Raw genomic sequence first — 21,587 nt, 5'->3', positions numbered from 1 at the left:
GGCCGGGGACGTCACGGGGCGAATCCACCAGTGCCCGGAAGTTGTCGGCGGCGCGTGGCACGATGGGCGCCAAGCCCCACCCGACAGCGACACGCTCACCAGAGACACGCCGTTTCACCTCCGCGCCCGCATCCTCCGCTCCCGCTCCGAGACCAGCTTCCACGCTGAAGGAGATCCGATGACTGACGCACTGCTCGCGATCGGCACCCGCAAGGGCCTGTTCCTCGCCCGCTCCCGCGACGGCGGCCCGTTCGAGATCGAGCCGATCCAGTTCTCCACGGTGGCGGTCCCCTCGGTGGCCGTCGACACCCGCGCCCCCGCCCCCCGGCTGCTGGCCGGCATCGAGTACGGCCACTTCGGCCCGTCCGTCATGTACAGCGACGACCTGGGCCGCACCTGGAACGAGGCCGAGCGGCCGCCGATCGCCTTCCCCGAGAAGACCGAGACCACCCTGACCCGGGTGTGGCAGCTCGTGCCCTCCCCCAGCGAGCCCGGCGTCGTGTGGGCCGGGGTCGAGCCGGGCGCGCTGTTCCGCTCCGAGGACCGCGGCGTGACCTACCAGCTGGTCGAGGGGCTGTGGGAGCACCCGCACCGCCCGCGCTGGGTGCCGGGCGGTGGCGGGCTGTGCCTGCACACGATCGTCTGCCATCCCGCCGATCCACGGGTGATGGGCGTGGCGATCTCCACGGGCGGCTTCTACCGCACCTCCGACGGCGGGCTGTCCTGGGAGGCGGCCAACCAGGGCATCAGGGCGCCGTTCCTGCCGGAGGGGCAGCAATACCCCGAGTTCGGGCACTGCGTGCACAAGGTCGCGCCCGACCCGGTCGACCCCGAACGGCTCTACCTCCAGCACCACTTCGGCGTCTACCGCAGCGACGACTTCGGCGGCGCCTGGCACGACATCGGCTCCTCGCTGCCGTCCGACTTCGGCTTCCCCGTCGTCGCCCATCCCACCCGGCCGGACACCCTCTACGTGCTGCCGCTGCACGCCGACATGGACCGCACGCCGGTCGGCCACCGCTACCGCGTCCACCGCAGCGACGACGCCGGCGGCACCTGGCGGGCGCTGGAGCGCGGCCTGCCGGAGGGGCCGGTGCACGCCGCCGTGCTGCGCGACGCGATGACCATGTCGGAGGCGGGCCTGTTCTTCGGCACCCGCGACGGCGAGGTCCACTGCTCGCGCGACGACGGCGAGAGCTGGACCCTGGTGGCCCGGCACCTGCCCGACGTCCTCACCGTGCGTGCGGCGGTGCTCTGACCCATGGCCGGATCGGTGACGATGGTGGTCTTCGTGCTGCCCAGCACGTTGCGGCGGTGGGTGAGCGGCCGGGCCGAGGTCAAGGTCTTCGCCGTGGGCGCCGACCGCGACTCCCCGCCCACCCTGGGCTCGGCGCTGGAGTCGCTGCGCCGCGCCCATCCGCTGCTGGAGGAGCGGCTGCGCGACGAGTACGGGCGCATCCGCCGCCACATCAGCATGTTCGTCTGCGGCGAGAACGCCCGGGGGCTCGGCGGCCTCGACTGCGCCCTCCCGCCGGGCGCGGAGGTCTATGTGCTGCCCGCCCTGACCTGACCTGAGCTGACCGGCCCCGCCGGGGGGCGGGGTCAGACCTTGCGCCAGCCGGGGATCCAGGCGCCGTCCTCGACGACGTAGTCGCCGAAGAGGGCGGGGGCCTCCTCGCGCATCAGCTCGCCGATGCGCTGGAACAGCAGGCGGATCTCCTCCTCCGCCCCCACGGCGGTGCGGGCCTCGATGGTGTGCCGCAGCGTGCGCACGTTGGCCGTCCACACCAGCCCGGTGGCCAGGCCCTCGGGGGCGAACCTGCGCATGAACGAGGTGCGGTGCTTCTTCTCCGAGAACGGCACGCCCTCCTCGTCGAGCCCGAAGTGGCCGGCCATCCAGAGCTGGAACTGCTCAAGCTGCTCCAGCACCGCCGTGGCCCGCTTCATCAGCTCGGCGTCGGCCTGCGCCCACTCGGGGAACCAGAACGGCAGCTCGTCGAGGCGGACGAAACGCAGCGACTCCTGCGAGATGGCCACCCCGGGACGGTGCCGGACCAGCTCGTGGGTGAGCACCCGGCTCACGTTGTGCAGCACGAAGCTGAAGCTGACGTGCTCCAGGACCGAGCCGTGCGCGCTGGCCAGGATGTTGCGCAGATATTCGTCCTGGTTTTCGCGGATGCGTACGACGTTGGGGTTGAGGCCCGGCTCGAAGGAGCGGTAGCAGAGCCGGCCGGCGAACTCGGCGAGGTTCTGCGCGTCGAGGTCGCCGCGGTCGAGCCGCTCCAGCCAGCTCTCGCCGCCGACCTCGGAGAGGTAGCGGGCCAGCTCGTCGTAGTCGAGCGCCGGACGGGCGACGACGAAGACCTCGGGTTCGACACTGCGCATGTTTTCTTGAGCCCCCCGCTCGTTCGGGTATTCGGTGACCGCAGTCATGCATCCAACCAGGTGAGAGGCCGTTTGGGAAACGGGCCGGTCAGAGGCGGTAGACGCGGCGGGCGTTGCCCGAGCCGATCATGTGGGCGATGCGGGCGGCGTCGGCGGCGCTCCACTCGCCGTCGCGGACGCGCCCGGCCAGGGCCGTGCCGAGGGCGCGCCGGTAGTAGAGCGCGCCGAGCAGGCAGCTCTCGGCCAGGCCACGGGAGCCGGAGCTGAACAGCAGCTTGTGGAACGGGGCCAGCTCCAGCAGGTCCTCCATGACCCGGGCCGCGGCGCCCGCGGTGTGCGGCAGGGCGAGGCCGACGTCCACGTAGACGTGCGGGTGGAGGCCGGCGAGGTAGGCGGCCTGGCGGTGGAACGGGTAGCAGCCCAGCAGGATCACCGGGACGCTCAGGGGCTGCAGGGCGGCGATGAAGGCGCTCAGCCGGACCGGGTCGGCGCGGTGCGGGCCGGGCGGCTCAGGGGCCGCGACGAGGCCGCTGAGCAGCAGCTCGGACGCGCTCAGCCCGCGCCCGCCATGACCGGTACGGCCGGGGTCGGCGGGGTCGGGCTGGGGCGGGACGGGGGCGGCGGAGGTGGGGAAGCCGGTGTGGAGCTGGAGGGGCAGGCCGCGTTCCCTGGCCACGTCCACGGCGCTCCACAGCAGGTGCCGCAGCAGCACCGGGTCGGTCAGCGGCTCCCTGGGCGCGGCGAGCCGCCGGTTGGCGGCGGCGATCACCGAGCCGCGGCTCGGCCGGGCCGGGTCGAAGTCGAGCCCGCACCGGGTGGCGACGACGGTCTTGAGCCCGACGGCGCGGGCGGCGCGGGCGGACAGCTCCTCGCCCAGGGTGTCGAGGTAGTCGACGGCGAGCGCGGCGCTCTCGGCGACGTCCTGCTCGATCTGCTCGACGCGGACCAGTTCGTCGGCGGCGGCGCCGCCGTGGCGGCCCATCTCGGCGGCCGACAGCAGGTCGAGGTCTTCAGTCCCGGTGTCGACCAGGAACGCGACCACCCCGGCCGCGGCCAGCAGCCGCCGGTTGACCTCGACGGCCCCGAGGTCGGCCCGGCGGGAGAGGTAGACGGCGGGCGGGGCGTGCGGCTCCAGGTCGAGCACGGGCGCGCACCAGCGCCGCACCGCCATTCCGTACGGCGTGTCGAAGTGCGTGGTGCCGGGCGGCGCCGGGGCCCCGCCCTCGCTGATCAGCAGCTCGAACCGGGCCCGGCCCAGGTCGTCGCGGTGCACCCCGTGGCAGTGGTGGTCCACCAGCGGGGCCAGCAGCGCGTCACGCACCGTGACGGGCAGTTCTACGGGGAGCATGCGGAGACTCTAAGGGAGCTCCGCACGCCCCCGCGGCCGTTTTCACACAGCCGTTTTCACACAGCCGGCGTCACCGGCGGGACAGGCGCAGCACGTTCGCGATGACCTTGGCGCCCGCGCCGCCCTCCTGGGTGAGGATCGACTCGGGGTGGAACTGCACGGCGAAACGGCGCCGCTCGGGGTCCTCGATCGCCATGACGTTGCCGTCGGGCGTGAGCGCGGTGGCCTCGAACCCGACCACTCCGGGCTGCTTGGCGTGCAGCGAGTGGTAGCGGGCGGCGGTGAACCGCTCGGGCAGGCCGTCGAGCAGGGCGCTGTCGCCGAGCCGGCCGACCTCGCCGCGCTTGCCGTGCTCGGGGTAGCCGAGCAGCTCCAGCGTGCCGCCGGCGTGCTCGACCATGGCCTGCAGGCCGAGGCAGACGCCGAAGACCGGCAGGTCGCGGGCGTAGACCTGGTCGAGCAGGGCGGACATCCCGAAGTCGGACGGCCAGCCGGGGCCGGGCGAGAGCACGACGAGGTCCGGCGCGATGTCGTCGATCATGTGGGGCGGGAAGCCGTGGCGCAGGGTCACGACGTCGGCGCCCTCCTGGCGGAAGTAGTCGGCCAGGGTGTTGACGAAGGAGTCCTCGTGGTCCACGAGCAGCACCTTCATGCCGAGCCCTGGCTGCGGGCGGGCCTCGGCGACCGGGACGGCGCCGGGCTCGTTGACCGCGGCGAGGGCGCCGAGCAGGGCGCTGGCCTTGAGCTCGGTCTCGCGCTCCTCGGCCTCGGGGTCGGAGTCGAACAGCAGCGTGGCCCCGGCGCGGACGGTGGCCACGCCGTTCTTGATCTGGGCGGTGCGCAGGGTGAGGCCGGTGTTCATGGAGCCGTCGAAGCCGATGAAGCCGATGGCGCCGCCGTACCAGCGGCGGGTGGTGGCCTCGTGGTCCTCGATGAACTGCATGGCCCAGGTCTTGGGCGCGCCGGTGACGGTGACGGCCCACATGTGGGTGAGGAAGGCGTCGAGGGCGTCGAACTCGGGGCGCAGGCGGCCCTCGATGTGGTCGACGGTGTGGATGAGGCGCGAGTAGAGCTCGATCTGGCGGCGGCCGATGACCTTGACGGTGCCGGGGACGCAGATGCGCGACTTGTCGTTGCGGTCCACGTCGGTGCACATGGTCAGCTCCGACTCCTCCTTGACGCTGGACAGGAGGGTGCGGATGGCCTCGGCGTCCTCGACCGGGTTGCTGCCGCGGGCGATCGTGCCGGAGATCGGGCAGGTCTCGACGCGGTCGCCGCTGACCCTGACGTACATCTCGGGCGAGGCGCCGACCAGGTGCTCGCCCTCGCCGAGGCTGATGAGGAACTCGTACGGGGCGGGGTTGCTGCGGCGCAGGCCGCGGTAGAAGGCGGCCGGGTCGGTGCAGGCGGCGTGGAAGACCTGGCCGGGCACCACCTCGAACAGGTCGCCGCGCTTGAACTTCTCCTTGGCGGCGGCGACGACCTTGGCGTAGTCGCCCCTGACCGGGTTGGGGGGCAGCTCGCCGGGCTCGCGCAGCGGCGTGGCGGAGCCGGCGCGCTCCAGCCCGCGGGTGGTGGCGCCGTCGACGGTGAACTCGTAGCGGTATTCGACGCAGGTCTCGCGCTGGCGGTCGACCACGACGAGCCGGTCCGGCAGGTGGAGCACCAGATCGCGCTGGTCGTCGGGGCGGACGAGCTCCTGCCGGATGGGCTCGAACTGGAAGGCCAGGTCGTAGCCGAAGGCGCCGTACAGGCCGAGGTGCGGGTCGTCGCCGCGGAAGGCGGCGATGACCTCGCGGATGGCGGTGAAGACGGTGGGCCGGCGGCTGCGCTGCTCCTCGGGGAGCAGGTCCTCCGACTCGGGGACGTGCACCTCGACCCGGTCGGCGGTCGGCTCGCTGACCGGCTTGCCCGCGGCCAGCAGGCAGGAGGCGACGGCGGGCAGGACGACGCGGCCGCGCTCGTTGAGCGCGGTGGCCGCGATGGTGCGGCCGCGGGCGACCAGTTCGAGGCACGGGTCGACGTAGCCGAAGGCCCATCGGCTGTAGCGGCCCGGGTAGTCCATGCCCGAGGAGAAGGCGCCGCCGCGGCGCTCCCCGAGGGCGGTCACGATCTCTTCGAGCGCCGCCTCGTCGACCTCGCGAGCCTCGCGCTCGACGCCGATCCCCCCGGCGGTGGTATATCCGCTCGTCTCCACTTGCTGCCCCTTACCACGTGAAATGATCGAGCCCCGGGGGCGGACACGAGAAAGGCCGCCTTCCGGGGCGGCCGTCCATGAGGAATGCGAAACTCGCGCCGCCTAGGAGCGGCGCCACCACTGGAGCTGAGCGCTGTTTCGCATGCCGACAGGTTAACCCGCCGACCAAGATCGCGCAACGCGGCCACGCCGCGGCCGTGACAAAAGGCGCGCGAAGGATCTAGCTTGGGCGTTCATGGAGCGGCCCTTGGCGTGGCGGTCGGTCTCGGTGGTCGCGGTCCTGCTGTTCGGGGCGCTGCTGGCGCTGAGCCCCTCCTACGGCTACCACCGCGACGAGCTGTACTTCCGGGTGCTGTCCGAGCACCCCGGCTGGGGGTACGTCGACCAGCCGCCGCTGACGCCGCTGCTGGCCGGGGCGGGCATCCGGCTCTTCGGCGACACGATCACCGGCATCCGGGTGTTCCCCGCGCTGGCCATGGCGGTCCTGGTGTGGCTGGTGGCGCTGATCGCGCGGGAGCTGGACGGCTCACGGGCGGCCCAGACGCTGGCGGCGGCGGGCACGGCGACGGGGGCGTACACCCTCATCGCGGGGCACTCGCTGCTGACGCTCAGCTTCGATCTGCCGCTGTGGGCGGCGGCCATCCTGTTCCTGCTCAAGGCGCTGCTGCGGGAGCGGGAGTCGCGCTGGTGGCTCGCCGCGGGGGCGGTGATCGGGCTCGCCACCTACAACAAGCACCTCATCGCGCTGCTGGTGCTGGGCCTGGCGGCCGGGCTGCTCGCCGCGGGGCCGCGCCGGGTGCTCGCGAACCCCTGGCTGTGGGCGGGCGGCCTGCTGGCGCTCGCGCTGGCCGTGCCGAACCTGCTCTACCAGGTGGCCAACGACTGGCCGCAGCTCAAGATGGCGGCGGCGCTCAGCGCGGACAAGGGCGCGGAGCTGCGGATGATGTACGTGCCGATGCAGCTCACGCTGTTCGGGCCGGCGGTGTCGGTGATCGCCGCGTTCGGGTTCGTCCGGCTGTGGCGGGACCGGCGGGTGCGGGCGCTGGCGGTGGCCTACCCGGTGGCCGCGGCGCTGACGCTGATCGCCGGCGGGCGCTTCGACTACACCGCCGGGCTGATCCTGCTGCTGTTCGCGGCCGGCTGCGTGTCGGCCGCCGCGGCGGCCCGCCGGGTCCGGCTGGCGGCGGGCGCGGGCCTCGCGCTCAGCGGGCTGGGCTCGGCGCTCCTGGCGCTGCCGCTGGTGCCGGTGGCGGAGCTGGCGGGGACGCCGGTGCCGGCGATCAACGAGGTGGCGCGCGAGTCGGTCGGCTGGCCCGAGTTCGTGGCGGCCGTCCAGAGCGTGCGCGCCGCGATCCCGCCGGCCGAGCGGGCGACGGCGATGGTGTTCACCGGCAGCTACGGCGAGCACGGCGCGCTGGCGCGGGCCGGGGTGCCGCGCGTGTACTCGGGGCACAACCACCTCTGGCTGTTCGGCCCGCCGCCGGACACCGCCACCACGGCGGTGCTGGTCAACGTGGGGCCGCGGATCCGCGAGCAGTTCGGGACGTGCGAGCGGCGGGCCACGGTGGACAACGGGGCCGGTCTGGACAACGAGGAGCAGGGCCTCGCGGTGTGGCTCTGCCGGGACCTGCGCACCCCCTGGTCGGTCACCTGGCCGCGCTGGCGGCATTTCAGCTGACCCGCGCCGGCGCGGGCCCGCTTTTGTGCATGACCGAATCTCCTATCTCTCTGTCATGTCACGGTTTACGACAAGTCTTGCTTTCCCGACATGTGCGCTTCACTCTTTCCGACAGAGGCGGAAAGATCACTCGAAGGAGAGCGTGTGCTCATCACCCCCCGAAGGCGGGCGGCCCTGGCCGGGCTCGTCGCCGCCGCCCTGTTATCCCCGCAGGCGTTGTTCCCGCAGGCCGCGGCCGCGGCCGAGCCCGGCAAGATCGACGCCGTCGTCCAGGCGGAGCTGGAGCAGGACGGCAAGGCCACCTTCTGGGTCCGGATGAAGGGGGCCGCCGACCTGAGCGGCGCCCGCCGGGCCGCCACCAAGCAGGCCAAGACCGAGCTGGTGGTCGAGTCCAAGACCGAGCGCGCCGAGTCGGCCCAGCGGAGCCTGCGCAAGCTGCTGGACGCCCGCTCGGCCGACTACACCTCGTTCTGGATCGTCAACGCCGTGCGGGTCACCGCCGACGAGAAGCTGGCCGCGGAGATCGCCAAGCTGCCCGAGGTCGAGACCATCGCCCCGGTCCGCACGCTCAGCCTGCCCAAGCCGGACAAGGCCACGGCCGAGGCTCGGGTGAACGCGGTCGAGTGGAACATCGACAGGATCGGCGCCCCGCGCGTGTGGAGCGAGACGGGCAACCGGGGCGAGGGCATCGTGGTCGCCACGATCGACTCCGGCGCCCAGTTCGACCACCCCGAGCTGGCCGCGAGCTACCGGGGCAAGAACCCCGACGGCACGGTGACGCACGACTACAACTGGTTCGACCCGGCCCGGGTCTGCCCGACGTCGGCGCCGTGCGACAACAACGGCCACGGCACGCACGTCATGGGCACCATGGTCGGCGCGAACGGCATCGGCGTCGCCCCCGGCGCCCGCTGGATCGCCGCCAAGGGCTGCGAGCTCAACACCTGCACCGACGCCTCCCTGCTGGCCGCCGGGCAGTGGATCCTCGCGCCCACGGACGCCTCGGGCCGGAACCCGCGCCCGGACCTCGCGCCGGACATCGTCAACAACTCCTGGGGCGGCGACGGCTACGACCCCTGGTACAAGGAGACGGTCGAGGCGTGGGTGGCGGCCGGCATCTTCCCGGCCTTCGCCAACGGCAACGAGGGCCCGGCCTGCGACACCTCGGGCTCCCCCGGCCAGTACGTCATCAGCTACAGCGCGGGCGGCTTCGACGTCAACAACGCCGTGTACGCCCGCTCCAGCAAGGGCGAGGGCGAGGGCGGCGAGATCAAGCCGAACATCTCCGCCCCTGCCGTGAACGTGCGCTCCTCCACCCCCGGTGGCACCTACGACAGCTACACCGGCACCTCGATGGCCTCGCCGCACGTGGCGGCCACGGTGGCGCTGATCTGGTCGGCCTCGCCCGCGCTGCAGGGCGACGTGGCCAACACCCGGCCGCTGCTGGACTCGACCGCCGTGGACGTCAACGACACGAGCTGCGGCGGCACCGCGGCCGACAACAACGTCTGGGGCGAGGGCCGGCTCGACGCGTACGCGGCCGTCAACGCAGCGCCGAGAGGCGAGACCGGCGACCTGAGCGGCACGGTCACCTCCGGCGGCGCGCCGCTCGCCGGGGCGGCGGTCACCGTGGCGGGGGCGGTGACCCGTACGGTCACCACCGGCGCGGACGGCCGGTACACGATCCCGCGCCTGCTGGAGGGCGACTACGAGCTGACCGCGGCCAAGTTCGGCTACGACACGGCGACCGCCCGGGTGACGATCGCCGCCGGGCAGAGCGCCACGGCGGACGTGCCGATGACGCAGAAGCCGGGCGGCACGGTGTCCGGCACGGTCAGCACGGCGGGCACGCCCGAGGCGGGCGCGACCGTGGCCGCGCGCGGCACTCCGGTGAGCGCCGTCACCGATGCGGCCGGCCGCTACAGCCTCACGCTGCCCGAGGGCTCCTACGAGCTGGACGTCACACCGGCCTCCCGCTGCTCGACCGCGGCGAGCGCCGAGGTCACCGTTGCCGGGAACGTCACCAAGGACATCGAGCTGCCGCTGCGTGGCGACGGGTTCGGCTACACCTGCCGCGGCGGGGCGCAGCCGTACGTGGCGGGGACCGAGAAGCTGGCGCTGACCGGCGACGACGAGGCCACGCAGGTGACGCTGCCGTTCCCGGTGCCGTTCTACGGGGCGGGCCAGAGCCGGGCGTGGATCGCCACGAACGGGTTCCTCACCTTCGCCGACAGCCGGGCGACCACCGCGAGCAACGGCAACCTGCCCACCACCTCGACGCCGAACAACGCGGTCTACCCGTACTGGGACGATCTGATCGTGGACGCTCAGGCCGGGGTGTACACGGCGGTGACCGGCACGGCACCGCACCGGGCGTTCGTGGTGGAGTGGCGCGACGTCGCCTTCTACAACGTCAGCGGGCAGCGGATCTCGTTCGCGGCGCTGCTGGGCGAGGACGGCTCGATCTCCTTCCGCTACAAGGACCTCGCCAGCGAGCGCGCCCGGGGCACCAGCGCCACGGTCGGCATCGAGAACGCGACCGGCACGGACGCGATGCGCTACTCCTACGAGGAGGCCGCGCTGTCCTCCGGGCAGGGCGTGACGTTCACCGCGAGCCGGCACGGCCTGGTGACCGGCGCGGTCACCGACGCCAACGACGGTGAGCCGATCGCCGGGGCGACGGTCAAGGTGGGCGACGTGGCGACGTTCACGACCGGCGCGGACGGCTCGTTCTCCGGCCAGGTGCTGGCCGGCGACTACGACGTCACGGTGTCCAGGGAGCACTACGGCACCTTCACCAAGCAGGTCTCGATCGCGCCCGGCTCGGTGACCAGGATCGACACGAAGCTGGTGACCGGGCGGGTGAGCGCGTCGGCGGCCGAGCTGACCGTGGTCATGCCGGCCGGATCCACCCGTACGCGGACGCTGACGCTCACCAACCTCGGCGCGGCGACGCCGTACACGGTGACGGGCGAGACGTGGGCGGCGGTGACGCCCGCGGCCGGTGAGCTGGCCACCGGGCAGCAGGTGACGCTCAAGGTGACGGTCTCCAGCGACGGGGTCGCGGCGGGCGCGGTGCGCGCCGGGAAGATCCTGGTGAAGTCGGCGAGCGGGCGGCAGCCCACGATCGAGATCGCGGTCAAGGTCGTGGTGCCGAGGCTCCAGGTGGCGGTCGACGTCGGCGGATCGAAGGCGGCGACCGACGCCGCCGGGGACGCCTGGACGCCGGACCGCAAGTACGCCCAGGGCTCGCACGGCTACGTCGCCACCTCCAGCAGGACGCTGAGCACGACCAGGACCGTCGCGGGGACGACGGACCAGGCGCTGTTCCGGTCCGCCCGCGAGGGCATGCTGGAGTACCGCTTCGACGGGGTGCCGGCCGGGACGTACACGGTGGAGCTGGACTTCGCCGAGATCAAGAACACGCAGATCGGCAAGCGCGTGTTCGACGTGCTGGTCGAGGGGCAGCTCGCGATCCCGGCGCTGGACCTGGCGCTGGAGGCGGGCGCCTACACGGCCGTGGCCAGGCAGTACACGGTCCGCGTGACCGACGGGCAGCTCAACGTGCGCTTCGCCACGCGCGTGGGGTCGCCGGTGGTGAACGCAATCCGGATCTCCGAGCGGCCCGACCGCACGGCCTCCTGACGGGGCTCCCGGGCCGGTCCCTCTCCAGGGGCCGGCCCGGGCTACCGCGCCAGGACCGGCGTATGTTACTGAGTAGTACATGAGACGCGTCCGGCTCCAGCGCGACCTCCCGGTCCCGATGCCCGACGGCGTGCGGCTGCTGGCCGACCACTACGCCCCGGCCGGGGCCGGGCGGGCGCCCGTCGTCCTCGTCCGCTCGCCGTACGGGCGGCGTGGCCTGTTCGGATTCATGTACGGCCGCGGGTTCGCCCGCCAGGGCTTCCATGTCGTCATCCAGAGCTGCCGGGGCGGCTTCGGCTCGGGCGGCACCCTGGACCCCCTCGGGGACGAGCACGAGGACGGCCTGGCCACCATCGCCTGGCTGCGCGAGCAGCCCTGGTACGGCGGCTCGTTCGCGATGTTCGGCCCCTCCTACCTCGGCTACACGCAGTGGGCCGTCGCCCCCTACGCCGGGCCGGAGCTGAAGGCGCTGGCGACGCAGATCACCGCCTCCCAGTTCCGCGACGCCGCCTACGTGGGCGGGGCGTTCGCGCTGGAGTCGGCGCTGAGCTGGACCACGCTCACCGACGGCATGTCGCGCCGCCTCGGCGGGGCCGCGGTGCTGACCGCGCCGCGCTCGACCCGCCGCGCGGTGCTGTCGGGGCGGCCGGTGGCCGAGCTGGACCTGCTGTCGGCGGGCCATCCGCTGCCGTTCTTCCAGGACCTGCTGACCCATCACGCCGACCCGGCCGTCCCCTACTGGGACAAGCGCGACTTCTCCCCCAAGGTGGGCGAGGTGGACGCGGCCGTCACCATGCTGGGCGGCTGGTACGACGTCTTCCTGCCCTGGCAGCTCCAGGACTACGCGGCGCTGCGCCGGGCGGGCCGCCGGCCCTACCTGACGATCGGCCCCTGGTGGCACATCGACGCCCGGCACGCCCGCCCCACCCTGACCGAGGCGTCGGCGTGGTTCCGCGCGCACCTGCTGGGCGACCCCTCGCTGCTGCGGCCCCAGCCGGTGCGCCTCTACGTGACGGGCGCGGAGGAGTGGCGCGACTACCCCGACTGGCCGGTGCCGGGCGTGCGCGAGCGGCGCTGGCACCTGCAGCACGGCTTCGGCCTCGGCGAGGACGGCCCGCAGGAGGCCGGGCCCGACCGTTTCCGCTACGACCCGGCCCGTCCGACGCCGGTCATCGGCGGTCCCGTGCTGCTCGGCGACTCCCGTCCGCGCGACCAGCGCAGGCTGGAGCAGCGCCGCGACGTGCTGGTCTACAGCTCGCCCGCGCTGCGCGCGGACATGGAGACGATCGGCCCGGTACGCGCCGAGTTGTTCGTCCGCTCCAGCACGCCGTACGTTGACGTCGTGGTACGGGTGTGCGACGTGGCGCCGGACGGGCGCTCGCTGAACGTGTGCGAGGGTGTGCGCCGGCTCGGGCCGGGGCCGGACGGCGTCCGCCGGGCCGAGGTCGACCTGTGGCCGATCGCGCACCGGTTCCGGCGCGGCCACCGGGTCCGCGTGCACGTGGCGGCCGGGGCCTACCCGACGATCGCCCGCAACCCGGGCACCGGCCACCCGCTGGCCGCGGGCGGGCCGATGGTGCCCGCCGACGTCGAGGTCTTCCACTCCCCCGAGCTGCCCTCCGCCGTGGTGCTGCCGCTGTGCGCGCCGCGCGGCTGATGTCGCTGGTCCTGCTGCTGCAGGGCCGGGGCGGGATGACGGCGGCGGAGCTGGCGAAGGAGCTGGAGGTCTCGGAGCGGACCGTGCACCGCGACGTGCTCGCGCTCGCCGGGGCGGGCGTGCCGGTCTACGCCGACCGGGGACGGGGCGGCGGCTACCGGCTGCTGGACGGCTACCGCACCCGGCTGACCGGGCTCGACCGGGCCGAGGCCGAGGCGCTGTTCCTGTCGGGGGTGCCGGCCGCGCTGCGCGAGATGGGGCTGCAGGACGTCGCGGCCACCGCCCGGCTGAAGGCCGCCGCGGCGCTCTCCCCCGGGCTGCGCGACGCCCCCGCGACCGCCGCGCAGCGCTTCCACCTGGACGCGCCCGGCTGGTTCGCCGGGGACGAGCCGCCGCCGCCCGCCCTCGCCACGCTGGCGCGGGCGGTGTGGAACGACCGGCGGGTGCGGGCCCGCTACAAGGACCGCGTCCGCGTGCTGGAGCCGTACGGGCTCGTGCTGAAGGCCGGGACCTGGTATCTCGCGGCGCGGCTCGGCAGCCGCTTCCTCATCTTCCGCGTGCACCGGTTCGGCGAGGTGGCCGTGCTGCCCGAGACCTTCGACCGCGAGCCCGGCTTCGACCTGGCCGCGTTCTGGGCGGAGCAGTCCGCCGAGTTCAGCCGCTCGCTGCTGCGCGAGGAGATCACGCTGCGGCTCAGCGAGCGGGGCCGGCGGATGCTCCGGCACGTCGCCGATCCGGCCGCGCTGGCCGGCGCGCTCGCCACGCTCGCTCCCGACGGCACCGTGCGGCTGGCGGTGGAGTCGATCGAGGTGGCCTTCTCGCAGGTGCTGCGGTTCGGGCCGGAGGCGGAGGTGCTGGAGCCGCCGGAGCTGCGGGCGATGGTCGCCGACGCCGCCGCCCGCACCGCCGCGCTCTATCAGCGGTAGCCCGCCGGGTCCGCCTCCTTCCCCTGCTCCAGGACCTCGGTGATGTAGCGCCACACCTGCGGGCGGCTGCCGTCCACGTCGGTGAAGCCGTACGCCTCGGCCAGCTCGCCGCTGGTCACCGAGCGGCCCGACCAGCGGCCCCGGTCCGGGTCGGCGGCGAGCGCGGCGACGGCGCGGCCCGCGTAGGCGGGCGTCTCCGACACCATCCAGGCCGGGTCGGCCTTGGCCTCCCGCCAGTTCTCCTCCGTGACGCCGAAATTGTCGAGCATGGCCTCCGAGCGCAGGAAGCCCGGCGTGATCGCCACGCCGGCGCCGCCGTGCGGGCGCAGCTCGTGCGACCAGGCGTACGCCAGCCGGTTCACCGCCACCTTGGCCAGGTCGTAGTAGACGTTGCCCCGGTAGCGGGTCTGGTTGAACTCCCAGGTGCCGTCGGTGACCTCGACGACCAGCCCGCCCTCGTGCCTGACGAGCAGCGGCAGCAGGAACCTGGCGGTGACGAGGTGGGTCTCGACGGCCAGCCGCAGCAGCCGCAGCCCGTCGTCCAGGTCGTGCTCCCACACGGGGGTGTCCCACTTCCACAGGCGGTCGCCGCCCCAGATGTCGTTGACCAGCACGTCGAGCCGCCCCTGCTCGCGCCCGACGCGCTCGGCCAGCGCGGCCACCTGCCCGGGGTCCAGGTGGTCGGCGGGCACCGCGATGCCGGTGCCGCCGGCCGCCGTGACCAGCTCGGCGGTCTCCTCGACGGTCTCCGGCCGGTCCATCTCCGAGCGTGCCGCGCGGGTGCTGCGACCCGTGCAGTAGACGGTCGCGCCGATCTCCCCGAGCGCGACCGCGATTCCTCGTCCCGTTCCGCGGGTGGCTCCCGCTACCACAGCGATCATGACGCCGATCGTGCCGCCGAAAGAGGACATCTCATGTCATGTTTTACGGCAGGACCCTGTGATAAGCACGGAATTACTATGAACACCGAATTCGAGCTTCGCGGGGTCAACCACATCGCGCTGGTCTGCTCGGACATGAAGCAGACCGTCGACTTCTACTCCGGCGTGCTGGGCATGCCGCTGATCAAGACCATCGAGCTGCCTATGGGCTGGGGCCAGCATTTCTTCTTCGACTGCGGCGGCGGCAACGCCCTCGCCTTCTTCTGGTTCCCCGACGCTCCCGACGGCGTGCCGGGGGTCTCGGCGCCGCGCAACCTGCCCGACCGGGGCGAGCTGGTCTCGGCCGTCGGCTCCATGAACCACATCGCCTTCGACGTGCCGCCGGAGAAGATCGAGGAGTACCGCGACCGGCTCGTGGCCAAGGGCATCGACGTGGGCGTGCTGCTCAACCACGACGACAGCGAGTTCGGCGTGGCCCCGGAGATGCACGACGGCGTGTTCGTACGCTCGATCTACTTCAAGGACCCCGACGGCGTCCTCGTCGAGTTCGCCGCCTGGACGCGGCGGGTCGGGCAGCCGGGCGACGTGCGTCACGAGCCGAGGACGGCCGCCGACAGGACGGGCGCTGACAGGACGGGCGCCGACAGGACCGTGCCCGGCGGGGCCGGCTGATGCCGCGCCTGCGCCGCGTGCCGCGCGCGGAGATGACCGACCCGCTCGTGACGTACTTCCACGACCGGCTGTTCTCCCCCGACAGGGAGGGCACGGCGACGGGCTCGCCGGGCGACTGGTGGGAGGTCTTCGCGCTGGACCCGAAGATCTTCCGGCACTGCGTGAAGGGCTTCCAGGTCTACCGCGAGGCCACGCTGGACCCGGTGCTGCGCGAGCTGGGCCAGACCCGGGCCGGCTGGGCGCGGCAGAGCCAGTTCGTCTACTCCCAGCACTGCAAGCAGCTCCGGGCGCTCGGCGTGCCCGAGGAGAAGGTGCGCGCGATCCCCGCCTGGCAGGTGAGCGACTGCTTCGGGGAGCTGGAGCGGGCCGTGCTGGCCTACGCCGACGCGCTGGTGCTGGACGGCGGCCGGGTGCCGGACGAGGTGTTCGCCGTGCTCCAGCGGCACCTGCCGGACGAGCAGATCCTGGAGCTGACGTACATCACCTGCATGTACGAGATGCACGCCACGATGGCGCGGGCGCTGCGGCTGGAGTTCGACGACCGGCCGGACCCGGTGACGGAGGTGCCGGCGCCCGAAGGCTACGGCTCGCGGGACATCGCCGACAACCTGACCGGCGACTTGACCGTTCGGCGCGAGTAACCGACCGCTCACCGACCACCAGGCGGCGAACTACCCACGAGTAACCAGGATGCGAAGCCGGGACCTGCGACGACGTGCGCGGGTGTCCCGCATGGTGAGACGATGGCTCGCCATTTAGGCCGAACCGTAATATTAACGGCACTGGGTTTAATACCACCGCAAAGTTAGTGTCCCTCCGTTGACGCCACGTGTCAGGACCGGTCACCCCCCGGTCCCTGGCCTTCGCCATCGGAGGGTCGATGACTACCGGTGAACCCGGACAGCAACGCACCGACCGCAGCCCCTGGAACTGGCTGCTGGTCCTGCCGATCGTGCTGCCGCTGCTCACGTTCCTGTTCAACGCCGACGAGCCCCGCCTGCTCGGCTTCCCGCTGTTCTACTGGCTGCAGATCGCCTTCATCGCCGTCGGCGTCACCTGCACGACGATCGTCTACAGGATGACCAAGTGAGCGGGCACACGACCGAGCTGGTCGTCTTCGTCGTCCTGTTCCTGCTCGTGACCGTCATGGGCTTCGTCGCGGCCCGCTGGCGGCGGCCGGAGAGCATCGACAGCCTGCACGAGTGGGGCCTCGGCGGGCGCAGCTTCGGCTCCTGGATCACCTGGTTCCTGGTCGGCGGCGACCTCTACACGGCCTATACCTTCGTGGCGGTGCCCGCGCTGGTGTTCGGGGCGGGCGCGCTGGGCTTCTACGCGCTGCCGTACACCGTGGTGGTCTACCCGCTGGTGTTCCTGGTGCTGACCCGGATGTGGTCGGTCTCGCACGTGCACGGCTTCGTCACGCCGGCCGACTTCGTCCGGGCCAGGTTCGGCTCGCCGACGCTGGCCCTCGCGGTCGCGATCACCGGGCTGGTCGCGACGATGCCGTACATCGCACTGCAGCTCGTCGGCATCGAGGCCGTGCTGAAGTCGATGGGCATCACCGGCCACCTGCCGATCGTCATCGCCTTCGCGATCCTCGCGGCCTACACCTACCAGTCGGGGCTGCGCGCGCCCGCGCTGATCGCGTTCGTCAAGGACGCGCTCATCTACATCGTGATCCTGGTCGCGGTCCTCTACATCCCGACGCAGCTGGGCGGCTGGGGCTCGATCTTCGACGCGGCCGCGCAGAAGTTCGCCGCCACCCCCGCGCCCGGCGACGGCATCACGCTGAACGCCACCAACCAGCTCCAGTACGTGACGCTGGCCTTCGGCTCGGCGCTGGCGCTGTTCCTCTACCCGCACAGCCTGACCGGCGTGCTGGCGTCGAAGAACCGCAACGTCATCAAGCGGAACATGTCCGCCCTTCCCGCCTACAGCCTCGTGCTCGGCCTGATCGCGTTGCTCGGCTACATGGCCATCGCGGCCGGCACCAAGCCGGTCGTGGGCGCGAACGGCCGGCCGGACGCCAACACGATCGTGCCGCGGCTGTTCGACCAGGTCTTCCCCGACTGGTTCACCGGCGTGGCGTACGCGGCCATCGGCATCGGCGCGCTCGTGCCCGCCGCCATCATGTCGATCGCGGCGGCCAACCTGTTCACCCGCAACATCTACCGGGAGTACCTCAACAAGGACGCCACCGACGCGCAGGAGGCCAAGGTCTCCAAGATCGTCTCGCTGGTGGTCAAGGTGGGCGCGGTGCTGTGCATCCTGCTGCTCGACCCGCAGTTCTCGATCGACCTGCAGCTCATCGGCGGCGTCATCATCCTGCAGACGCTGCCGTCGGTGGCGCTCGGCCTCTACACCCGCTGGTTCCACCGGGGCGGCCTGCTCGCGGGCTGGGCGCTCGGCCTCGCGGCCGGCATGTGGATGCTCTACCTCATCCCCAACCCGGCCAACGGCAAGGCGCACTTCGGCGGGTCGGCGTTCGGGCTGGCCAACCTGGGCTTCGACACCACGATGACGGTGTACGCCGGGTTCCTGGCGCTGATCGTCAACCTGGCGGTGGCGGTGCTCGGCACGCTGGCCTTCCGGGCGTTCAAGGTGGCCGACGGGCCGGACGCCACCCGGCGCGAGCACTACTTCGTGGACGAGGGCGACCCGCGGGTCAAGGACCTCGACCTCAGCGGCTCGCACTGACGTCAACCATGGAGGTGGGCGGGGTTGGCGACCTCCAGCTTCGCCCGCACCGCCTGCTCCAGCGCGGTCACCAGCGCGTGGTCGTCGGGCAGGCGGCCGTCGCGGACGGCGGCGGCCAGCTCGGCGTCGTCGGCCACGCCGAGCGCGGCCAGGCGGGCGGCGTGCTCCTCCGCCTGGGCCGGGCCCAGCTCGATCTCCCGCTCCACCATGCCGAGCACGTTGATCGCGACCCGGGTGTGGAAGCGGGTGCGTCCCTCCACGGCCGGCAGCACGTCGCTTTCCAGGAAGTCGCGCACCGCGGCCACGAGCTGCGCCGCCGTGGGGACGTCGTGGGGACCCGTGGACGATCCGGTTCGCGTCATGGCTTCCTTCTAGCACACGCCTGCTCCCTTTATCCGGGTCCGATGAGGGATACGGCTAATCTGCGCTCATGAGCACTCAGTCGCCGCCCGCGGCCCTCCCGGCACTCGCGCCCCGGCTCATCGGGGCCGAGATCTTCGTCGTGATGTCGGTCTCGCTCGGCGCGAGCGGGCTGATCGCGCTCATCCGGCTGATCGGGGCGCTCACCGCGCCGAAGGAGCTGAAGAGCCAGCAGGCCGTGCTCGTCGGCTCGATGGCCCCCGGGCGGCCGTGGCTGGACCTGTCGCTGCAGCTCGCCCAGATCGCCATCGCGGTGGCGCCGGTCGGGCTGGTGGCGTACCTGCTGGTGCGCTCCGGCGAGTCGCTGCGCACGATCGGCGCGGACCTGCGCGAGCCGCGCCGCGACCTGCTGCGCGGCGCGCTGCTCGCGGCCCTGATCGGCGGCAGCGGGCTGGCGTTCTACCTGGTGGTGCAGGCCGTCGGGGTCAACCTCACCGTCGTGCCCGGCGCGCTGCCCGAGGTGTGGTGGCAGGTGCCGGTGCTGCTGCTGGCCGCCGCGCAGAACGGCGTTCTGGAGGAGGTGCTGGTCGCCGGCTACCTGCTGCACCGGCTGGGGCAGGCCGGCTGGTCGCCGTGGCGGGCGGTCGTGGTGTCGTCGCTGCTGCGGGGGTCGTACCACCTGTATCAGGGGTTCGGCGGGTTCGTCGGGAACGTGGTGATGGGCATCGTGTTCGGCCGGGCCTATCAGCGGTGGGGGCGGACGATGCCACTGATCGTGGCGCACACGCTCATCGACGCGGTGGCCTTCGTCGGGTACGCCTTCCTGCGCGGCAAGGTGAGCTGGCTGCCCTAGACCGTTGCCCGTACCGTTGACTGGGCAACGATATTCGGCTGAGATCCAGGCATGAGCTTCGCCGTGCCCGCGAGCGTCCGGCCCGTCCGCGACGCCGTCCATGCGTTCATGACCGAGCGGGTCGAGCCCGCAGAGCCGGTGCTGCACGAGGGCGGGCCCGCCGCCGAGGAGGCCCTGGCCGGCCTGCGGGCCGAGGCCAAGAAGGAGGGCCTGTGGGCGCTCGGCCACCCGCGTGAGCTGGGCGGCGGCGGGCTGCCGTTCCTCGACTACGTCTACGTCAACGAGGTCCAGGGGCGCAGCGAGTTCGGGCAGCTCGCGCTCGGCACGTACACCCTCCAGGACTCGCTCATGCTGCACGAGCACGCCTCGCCCGAGCAGCGCGAGCGCTACCTGGAGCCGCTGGTGCGCGGCGACATCTCGCCCAGCTTCGCCATGACCGAGCCGGGCGTCTCCAGCTCCGACCCCACCCAGATCCGCACGAGCGCCGTGCTCGACGGGGACGAGTGGGTGATCAACGGGCACAAGTGGTTCACCACGGGGGCCTCGCGGGCGGCGTACACGACCGTGATGTGCCGCACCGAGCCCGACGCGCCGGCGCACCTGGCCTTCTCCATGATCCTGGTGCCGACCGACACGCCCGGGTACACGATCGTGCGCGACACGCCCGTGCTCGGGCTGGACGGCGCGCACTGCGAGGTGCGCTACGACAACGTCCGGGTGCCCGCCTCCAACCTGCTGGGCGAGCGGGGCCGCGGATTCGTCATCGCGCAGAAGCGCCTCGGTCCCGGGCGCATCTTCCACTGCATGCGCTGGCTCGGGCAGGCGCAGCGGGCCTTCGACCTGATGTGCCGGCGGCTGCACGAGCGCACCGCGTTCGGCGAGCCGCTGGCCAAGAAGCAGCTCATGCGCCAGCACGTGTTCGACTCCTACGCCGAGATCCAGTCGGCCCGGCTGCTCACGCTCCACGCCGCCGAGGCGATCGACGCCGGCTCCGACGCCCGCGTGGAGATCGGCGCGATCAAGGTCGTCGGCGCGCGGATGCTGCACAACGTCATCGACCGGGCCATCCAGGTGCACGGGGCGGCGGGGCTGACGGGCGACACGCCGCTGGACCGGATGTACCGGCACGCGCGGGCCGGGCGCATCTACGACGGGCCCGACGAGGTGCACATCGACTCGGTCGGGCGGCGCATCCTGGGCTCGTACGCGGCCGGCGGCAACTGGGAGTTCGGTCTCCGATGAGCGGCGACACCGTCGCCGCCGTGGTGGCGGAGGTGTTCGGCCCCCAGGCCGCGCTCCCCCACCGGGTACGGCTCCCCGGCGGCGCGTCACGGGAGACGTGGGCCTTGGACGTCGCCGCGCCCGGCGGCGAGCGGCACGAGCTGGTGCTGCGGCTCGACTCGCCCGGCGGGGCCGGGGAGGCCGGGACCACGCTGGAGGCGGAGGCGCGGCTCATGCGGGCGGCGGCCGCCTCCGGCGTGCCGGTGCCGCGGATCGTCGCCGCAGGGTCGGCGGGCGGGGCGCCGTACGTGCTGATGGAACGGGTGGACGGGGAGACGATCCCGCGCCGGATCCTGCGCGACGACGCCTACGCCGCCGCCCGGCCGCTGCTGGCCGCCCAGTGCGGGCGGGCGCTGGCCGCCGTGCACCGGATGCCGCTGTCCAGCCTGCCGCCAGACCCCGATCCTGCTGCCGATCCGCTGGCCCGCTGGCGGGACGTGCTGGACCTGCTGGGCGAGCCGCACCCGGTGTTCGAGCTGGCGTTGCGGCGGCTGGCCGCGTCCCGGCCGCCCGCCGGGCCGCCCGCGGTGGTGCACGGCGACTTCCGCAACGGCAACCTCATCGTCGGGCCGGAGGGCGTGCGGGCCGTGCTGGACTGGGAGCTGGCCCACGCCGGCGACCCCCTGGAGGACCTGGGGTGGCTGTGCGTGAAGGCGTGGCGGTTCGGCTCGCCGCTGCCGGTCGGCGGGTTCGGCGGCTACGACGAGCTGATCGCCGCGTACGAGGAGGCGGGCGGCGCGAAGGTGGACCGCGACGCGCTGCGCTGGTGGGAGACGTTCGGCGTGCTCAAGTGGGGCGTCATCTGCGTCATGCAGACCATGCGGCACCTGCGCGGGGGCGCCAGGTCGGTGGAGCTGGCGGCGATCGGGCGGCGGGTCTGCGAGACCGAGTGGGACCTGTTGCGGATGCTGCGGGACCACGGCTGAGGCAGCGCAGGGGGCGCGGCTGGGGGCTCGGCGAGCGCTGTTCGGGGCCCGGCGAGCCTGGCCCGGAAAATGCGTTGCCGC

The 21,587-nt window shown here is 72.9% G+C and carries 18 protein-coding genes; 13 read left to right on the top strand and 5 right to left on the bottom strand.

From position 1 onward, the window contains the following. The first annotated feature begins 178 nt into the window (after positions 1-178). Entirely contained in the window at positions 179-1,258 is a 1,080-nt protein-coding gene (locus ACBR40_RS38265; protein WP_371251863.1) for a WD40/YVTN/BNR-like repeat-containing protein, read from the top strand. A 3-nt stretch (positions 1,259-1,261) separates the two neighbouring features. Further along, a complete protein-coding gene (locus ACBR40_RS38260; protein WP_329578499.1) occupies positions 1,262-1,570 on the top strand; it encodes a hypothetical protein in 309 nt (102 codons plus the stop codon). Between the two features lie 32 nt (positions 1,571-1,602). Here ACBR40_RS38260 and thyX read toward each other — a convergent pair whose 3' ends face one another. The 3 genes from thyX to ACBR40_RS38245 form a co-directional block, all read right to left on the bottom strand. Beyond that, positions 1,603-2,385: an FAD-dependent thymidylate synthase gene (thyX, locus tag ACBR40_RS38255; RefSeq protein ID WP_344206182.1), complete on the bottom strand. Its 783-nt coding sequence runs from the start codon at positions 2,383-2,385 to the stop codon at positions 1,603-1,605. A gap of 88 nt (positions 2,386-2,473) precedes the next feature. After that, positions 2,474-3,733: an amidohydrolase family protein gene (locus ACBR40_RS38250; protein ID WP_371251862.1), complete on the bottom strand. Its 1,260-nt coding sequence runs from the start codon at positions 3,731-3,733 to the stop codon at positions 2,474-2,476. 70 nt (positions 3,734-3,803) lie between these two features. After that, positions 3,804-5,930, bottom strand: coding sequence for an anthranilate synthase component I (locus ACBR40_RS38245; protein WP_344206178.1), 2,127 nt, complete (start codon positions 5,928-5,930; stop codon positions 3,804-3,806). A 235-nt stretch (positions 5,931-6,165) separates the two neighbouring features. Between ACBR40_RS38245 and ACBR40_RS38240 the strand changes: the two genes are divergently transcribed. The 4 genes from ACBR40_RS38240 (at position 6,166) to ACBR40_RS38225 (ending at position 13,836) form a co-directional block, all read left to right on the top strand. Continuing rightward, positions 6,166-7,608 carry a glycosyltransferase family 39 protein gene (locus tag ACBR40_RS38240; RefSeq protein WP_371251861.1) on the top strand — a complete coding sequence of 481 codons (1,443 nt, stop codon included), beginning with the start codon at positions 6,166-6,168 and terminating at the stop codon, positions 7,606-7,608. 144 nt (positions 7,609-7,752) lie between these two features. Next, positions 7,753-11,253 (top strand): S8 family serine peptidase, encoded by a 3,501-nt coding sequence (locus ACBR40_RS38235; RefSeq protein WP_371251860.1) that lies wholly within the window; start codon positions 7,753-7,755, stop codon positions 11,251-11,253. A gap of 79 nt (positions 11,254-11,332) precedes the next feature. Next, positions 11,333-12,910: a CocE/NonD family hydrolase gene (locus tag ACBR40_RS38230; protein ID WP_371251859.1), complete on the top strand. Its 1,578-nt coding sequence runs from the start codon at positions 11,333-11,335 to the stop codon at positions 12,908-12,910. Then, complete coding sequence (locus ACBR40_RS38225) at positions 12,892-13,836, top strand: helix-turn-helix transcriptional regulator (protein ID WP_371251858.1); 945 nt, start codon at positions 12,892-12,894, stop codon at positions 13,834-13,836. The genes ACBR40_RS38230 and ACBR40_RS38225 overlap by 19 nt, the downstream gene beginning before the upstream one ends. On the opposite strand, the gene ACBR40_RS38220 is transcribed toward ACBR40_RS38225, so the two are convergent. Next, positions 13,827-14,717, bottom strand: coding sequence for an SDR family oxidoreductase (locus ACBR40_RS38220; RefSeq protein ID WP_371251857.1), 891 nt, complete (start codon positions 14,715-14,717; stop codon positions 13,827-13,829). The genes ACBR40_RS38225 and ACBR40_RS38220 overlap by 10 nt on opposite strands. A gap of 78 nt (positions 14,718-14,795) precedes the next feature. On the opposite strand from ACBR40_RS38220, the gene ACBR40_RS38215 reads away from it, so the two are divergent. The 4 genes from ACBR40_RS38215 (at position 14,796) to mctP (ending at position 18,086) form a co-directional block, all read left to right on the top strand. Next, entirely contained in the window at positions 14,796-15,389 is a 594-nt protein-coding gene (locus ACBR40_RS38215; protein ID WP_344206168.1) for a VOC family protein, read from the top strand. Continuing rightward, positions 15,389-16,030 (top strand): carboxymuconolactone decarboxylase family protein, encoded by a 642-nt coding sequence (locus ACBR40_RS38210; RefSeq protein WP_371251856.1) that lies wholly within the window; start codon positions 15,389-15,391, stop codon positions 16,028-16,030. The genes ACBR40_RS38215 and ACBR40_RS38210 overlap by 1 nt, the downstream gene beginning before the upstream one ends. A 239-nt stretch (positions 16,031-16,269) precedes the next feature. Next, complete coding sequence (locus tag ACBR40_RS38205) at positions 16,270-16,479, top strand: DUF3311 domain-containing protein (RefSeq protein WP_344206163.1); 210 nt, start codon at positions 16,270-16,272, stop codon at positions 16,477-16,479. Then, entirely contained in the window at positions 16,476-18,086 is a 1,611-nt protein-coding gene (mctP, locus tag ACBR40_RS38200) for a monocarboxylate uptake permease MctP (RefSeq protein WP_344206161.1), read from the top strand. Before ACBR40_RS38205 ends, mctP begins: the two co-directional genes overlap by 4 nt. 2 nt (positions 18,087-18,088) lie before the next feature. Here the strand turns inward: mctP and ACBR40_RS38195 are convergent, their stop codons facing one another. After that, positions 18,089-18,448 carry a DUF6285 domain-containing protein gene (locus ACBR40_RS38195; protein WP_344206159.1) on the bottom strand — a complete coding sequence of 120 codons (360 nt, stop codon included), beginning with the start codon at positions 18,446-18,448 and terminating at the stop codon, positions 18,089-18,091. Between the two features lie 68 nt (positions 18,449-18,516). Here ACBR40_RS38195 and ACBR40_RS38190 point away from each other — a divergent pair, with 68 nt between their 5' ends. Genes ACBR40_RS38190 through ACBR40_RS38180 form a run of 3 tightly spaced genes read left to right on the top strand, consistent with a single transcriptional unit; the run spans position 18,517 to position 21,506 of the window. Continuing rightward, positions 18,517-19,299 carry a type II CAAX endopeptidase family protein gene (locus ACBR40_RS38190; RefSeq protein WP_344206158.1) on the top strand — a complete coding sequence of 261 codons (783 nt, stop codon included), beginning with the start codon at positions 18,517-18,519 and terminating at the stop codon, positions 19,297-19,299. Between the two features lie 51 nt (positions 19,300-19,350). Continuing rightward, positions 19,351-20,541, top strand: coding sequence for an acyl-CoA dehydrogenase family protein (locus ACBR40_RS38185; protein ID WP_371251855.1), 1,191 nt, complete (start codon positions 19,351-19,353; stop codon positions 20,539-20,541). Continuing rightward, positions 20,538-21,506, top strand: a complete 969-nt coding sequence (locus tag ACBR40_RS38180; RefSeq protein WP_371251854.1) for a phosphotransferase family protein — start codon at positions 20,538-20,540, stop codon at positions 21,504-21,506. The genes ACBR40_RS38185 and ACBR40_RS38180 overlap by 4 nt, the downstream gene beginning before the upstream one ends. Positions 21,507-21,587 lie beyond the last annotated feature (81 nt).

Source organism: Nonomuraea sp. AD125B, from assembly GCF_041402765.1.
Classification (GTDB): Bacteria; Actinomycetota; Actinomycetes; order Streptosporangiales; family Streptosporangiaceae; genus Nonomuraea; species Nonomuraea bangladeshensis.
The sequence above is the reverse complement of the archived record's forward strand: the minus strand, read 5'-3'. Positions and strand labels throughout refer to the sequence as shown.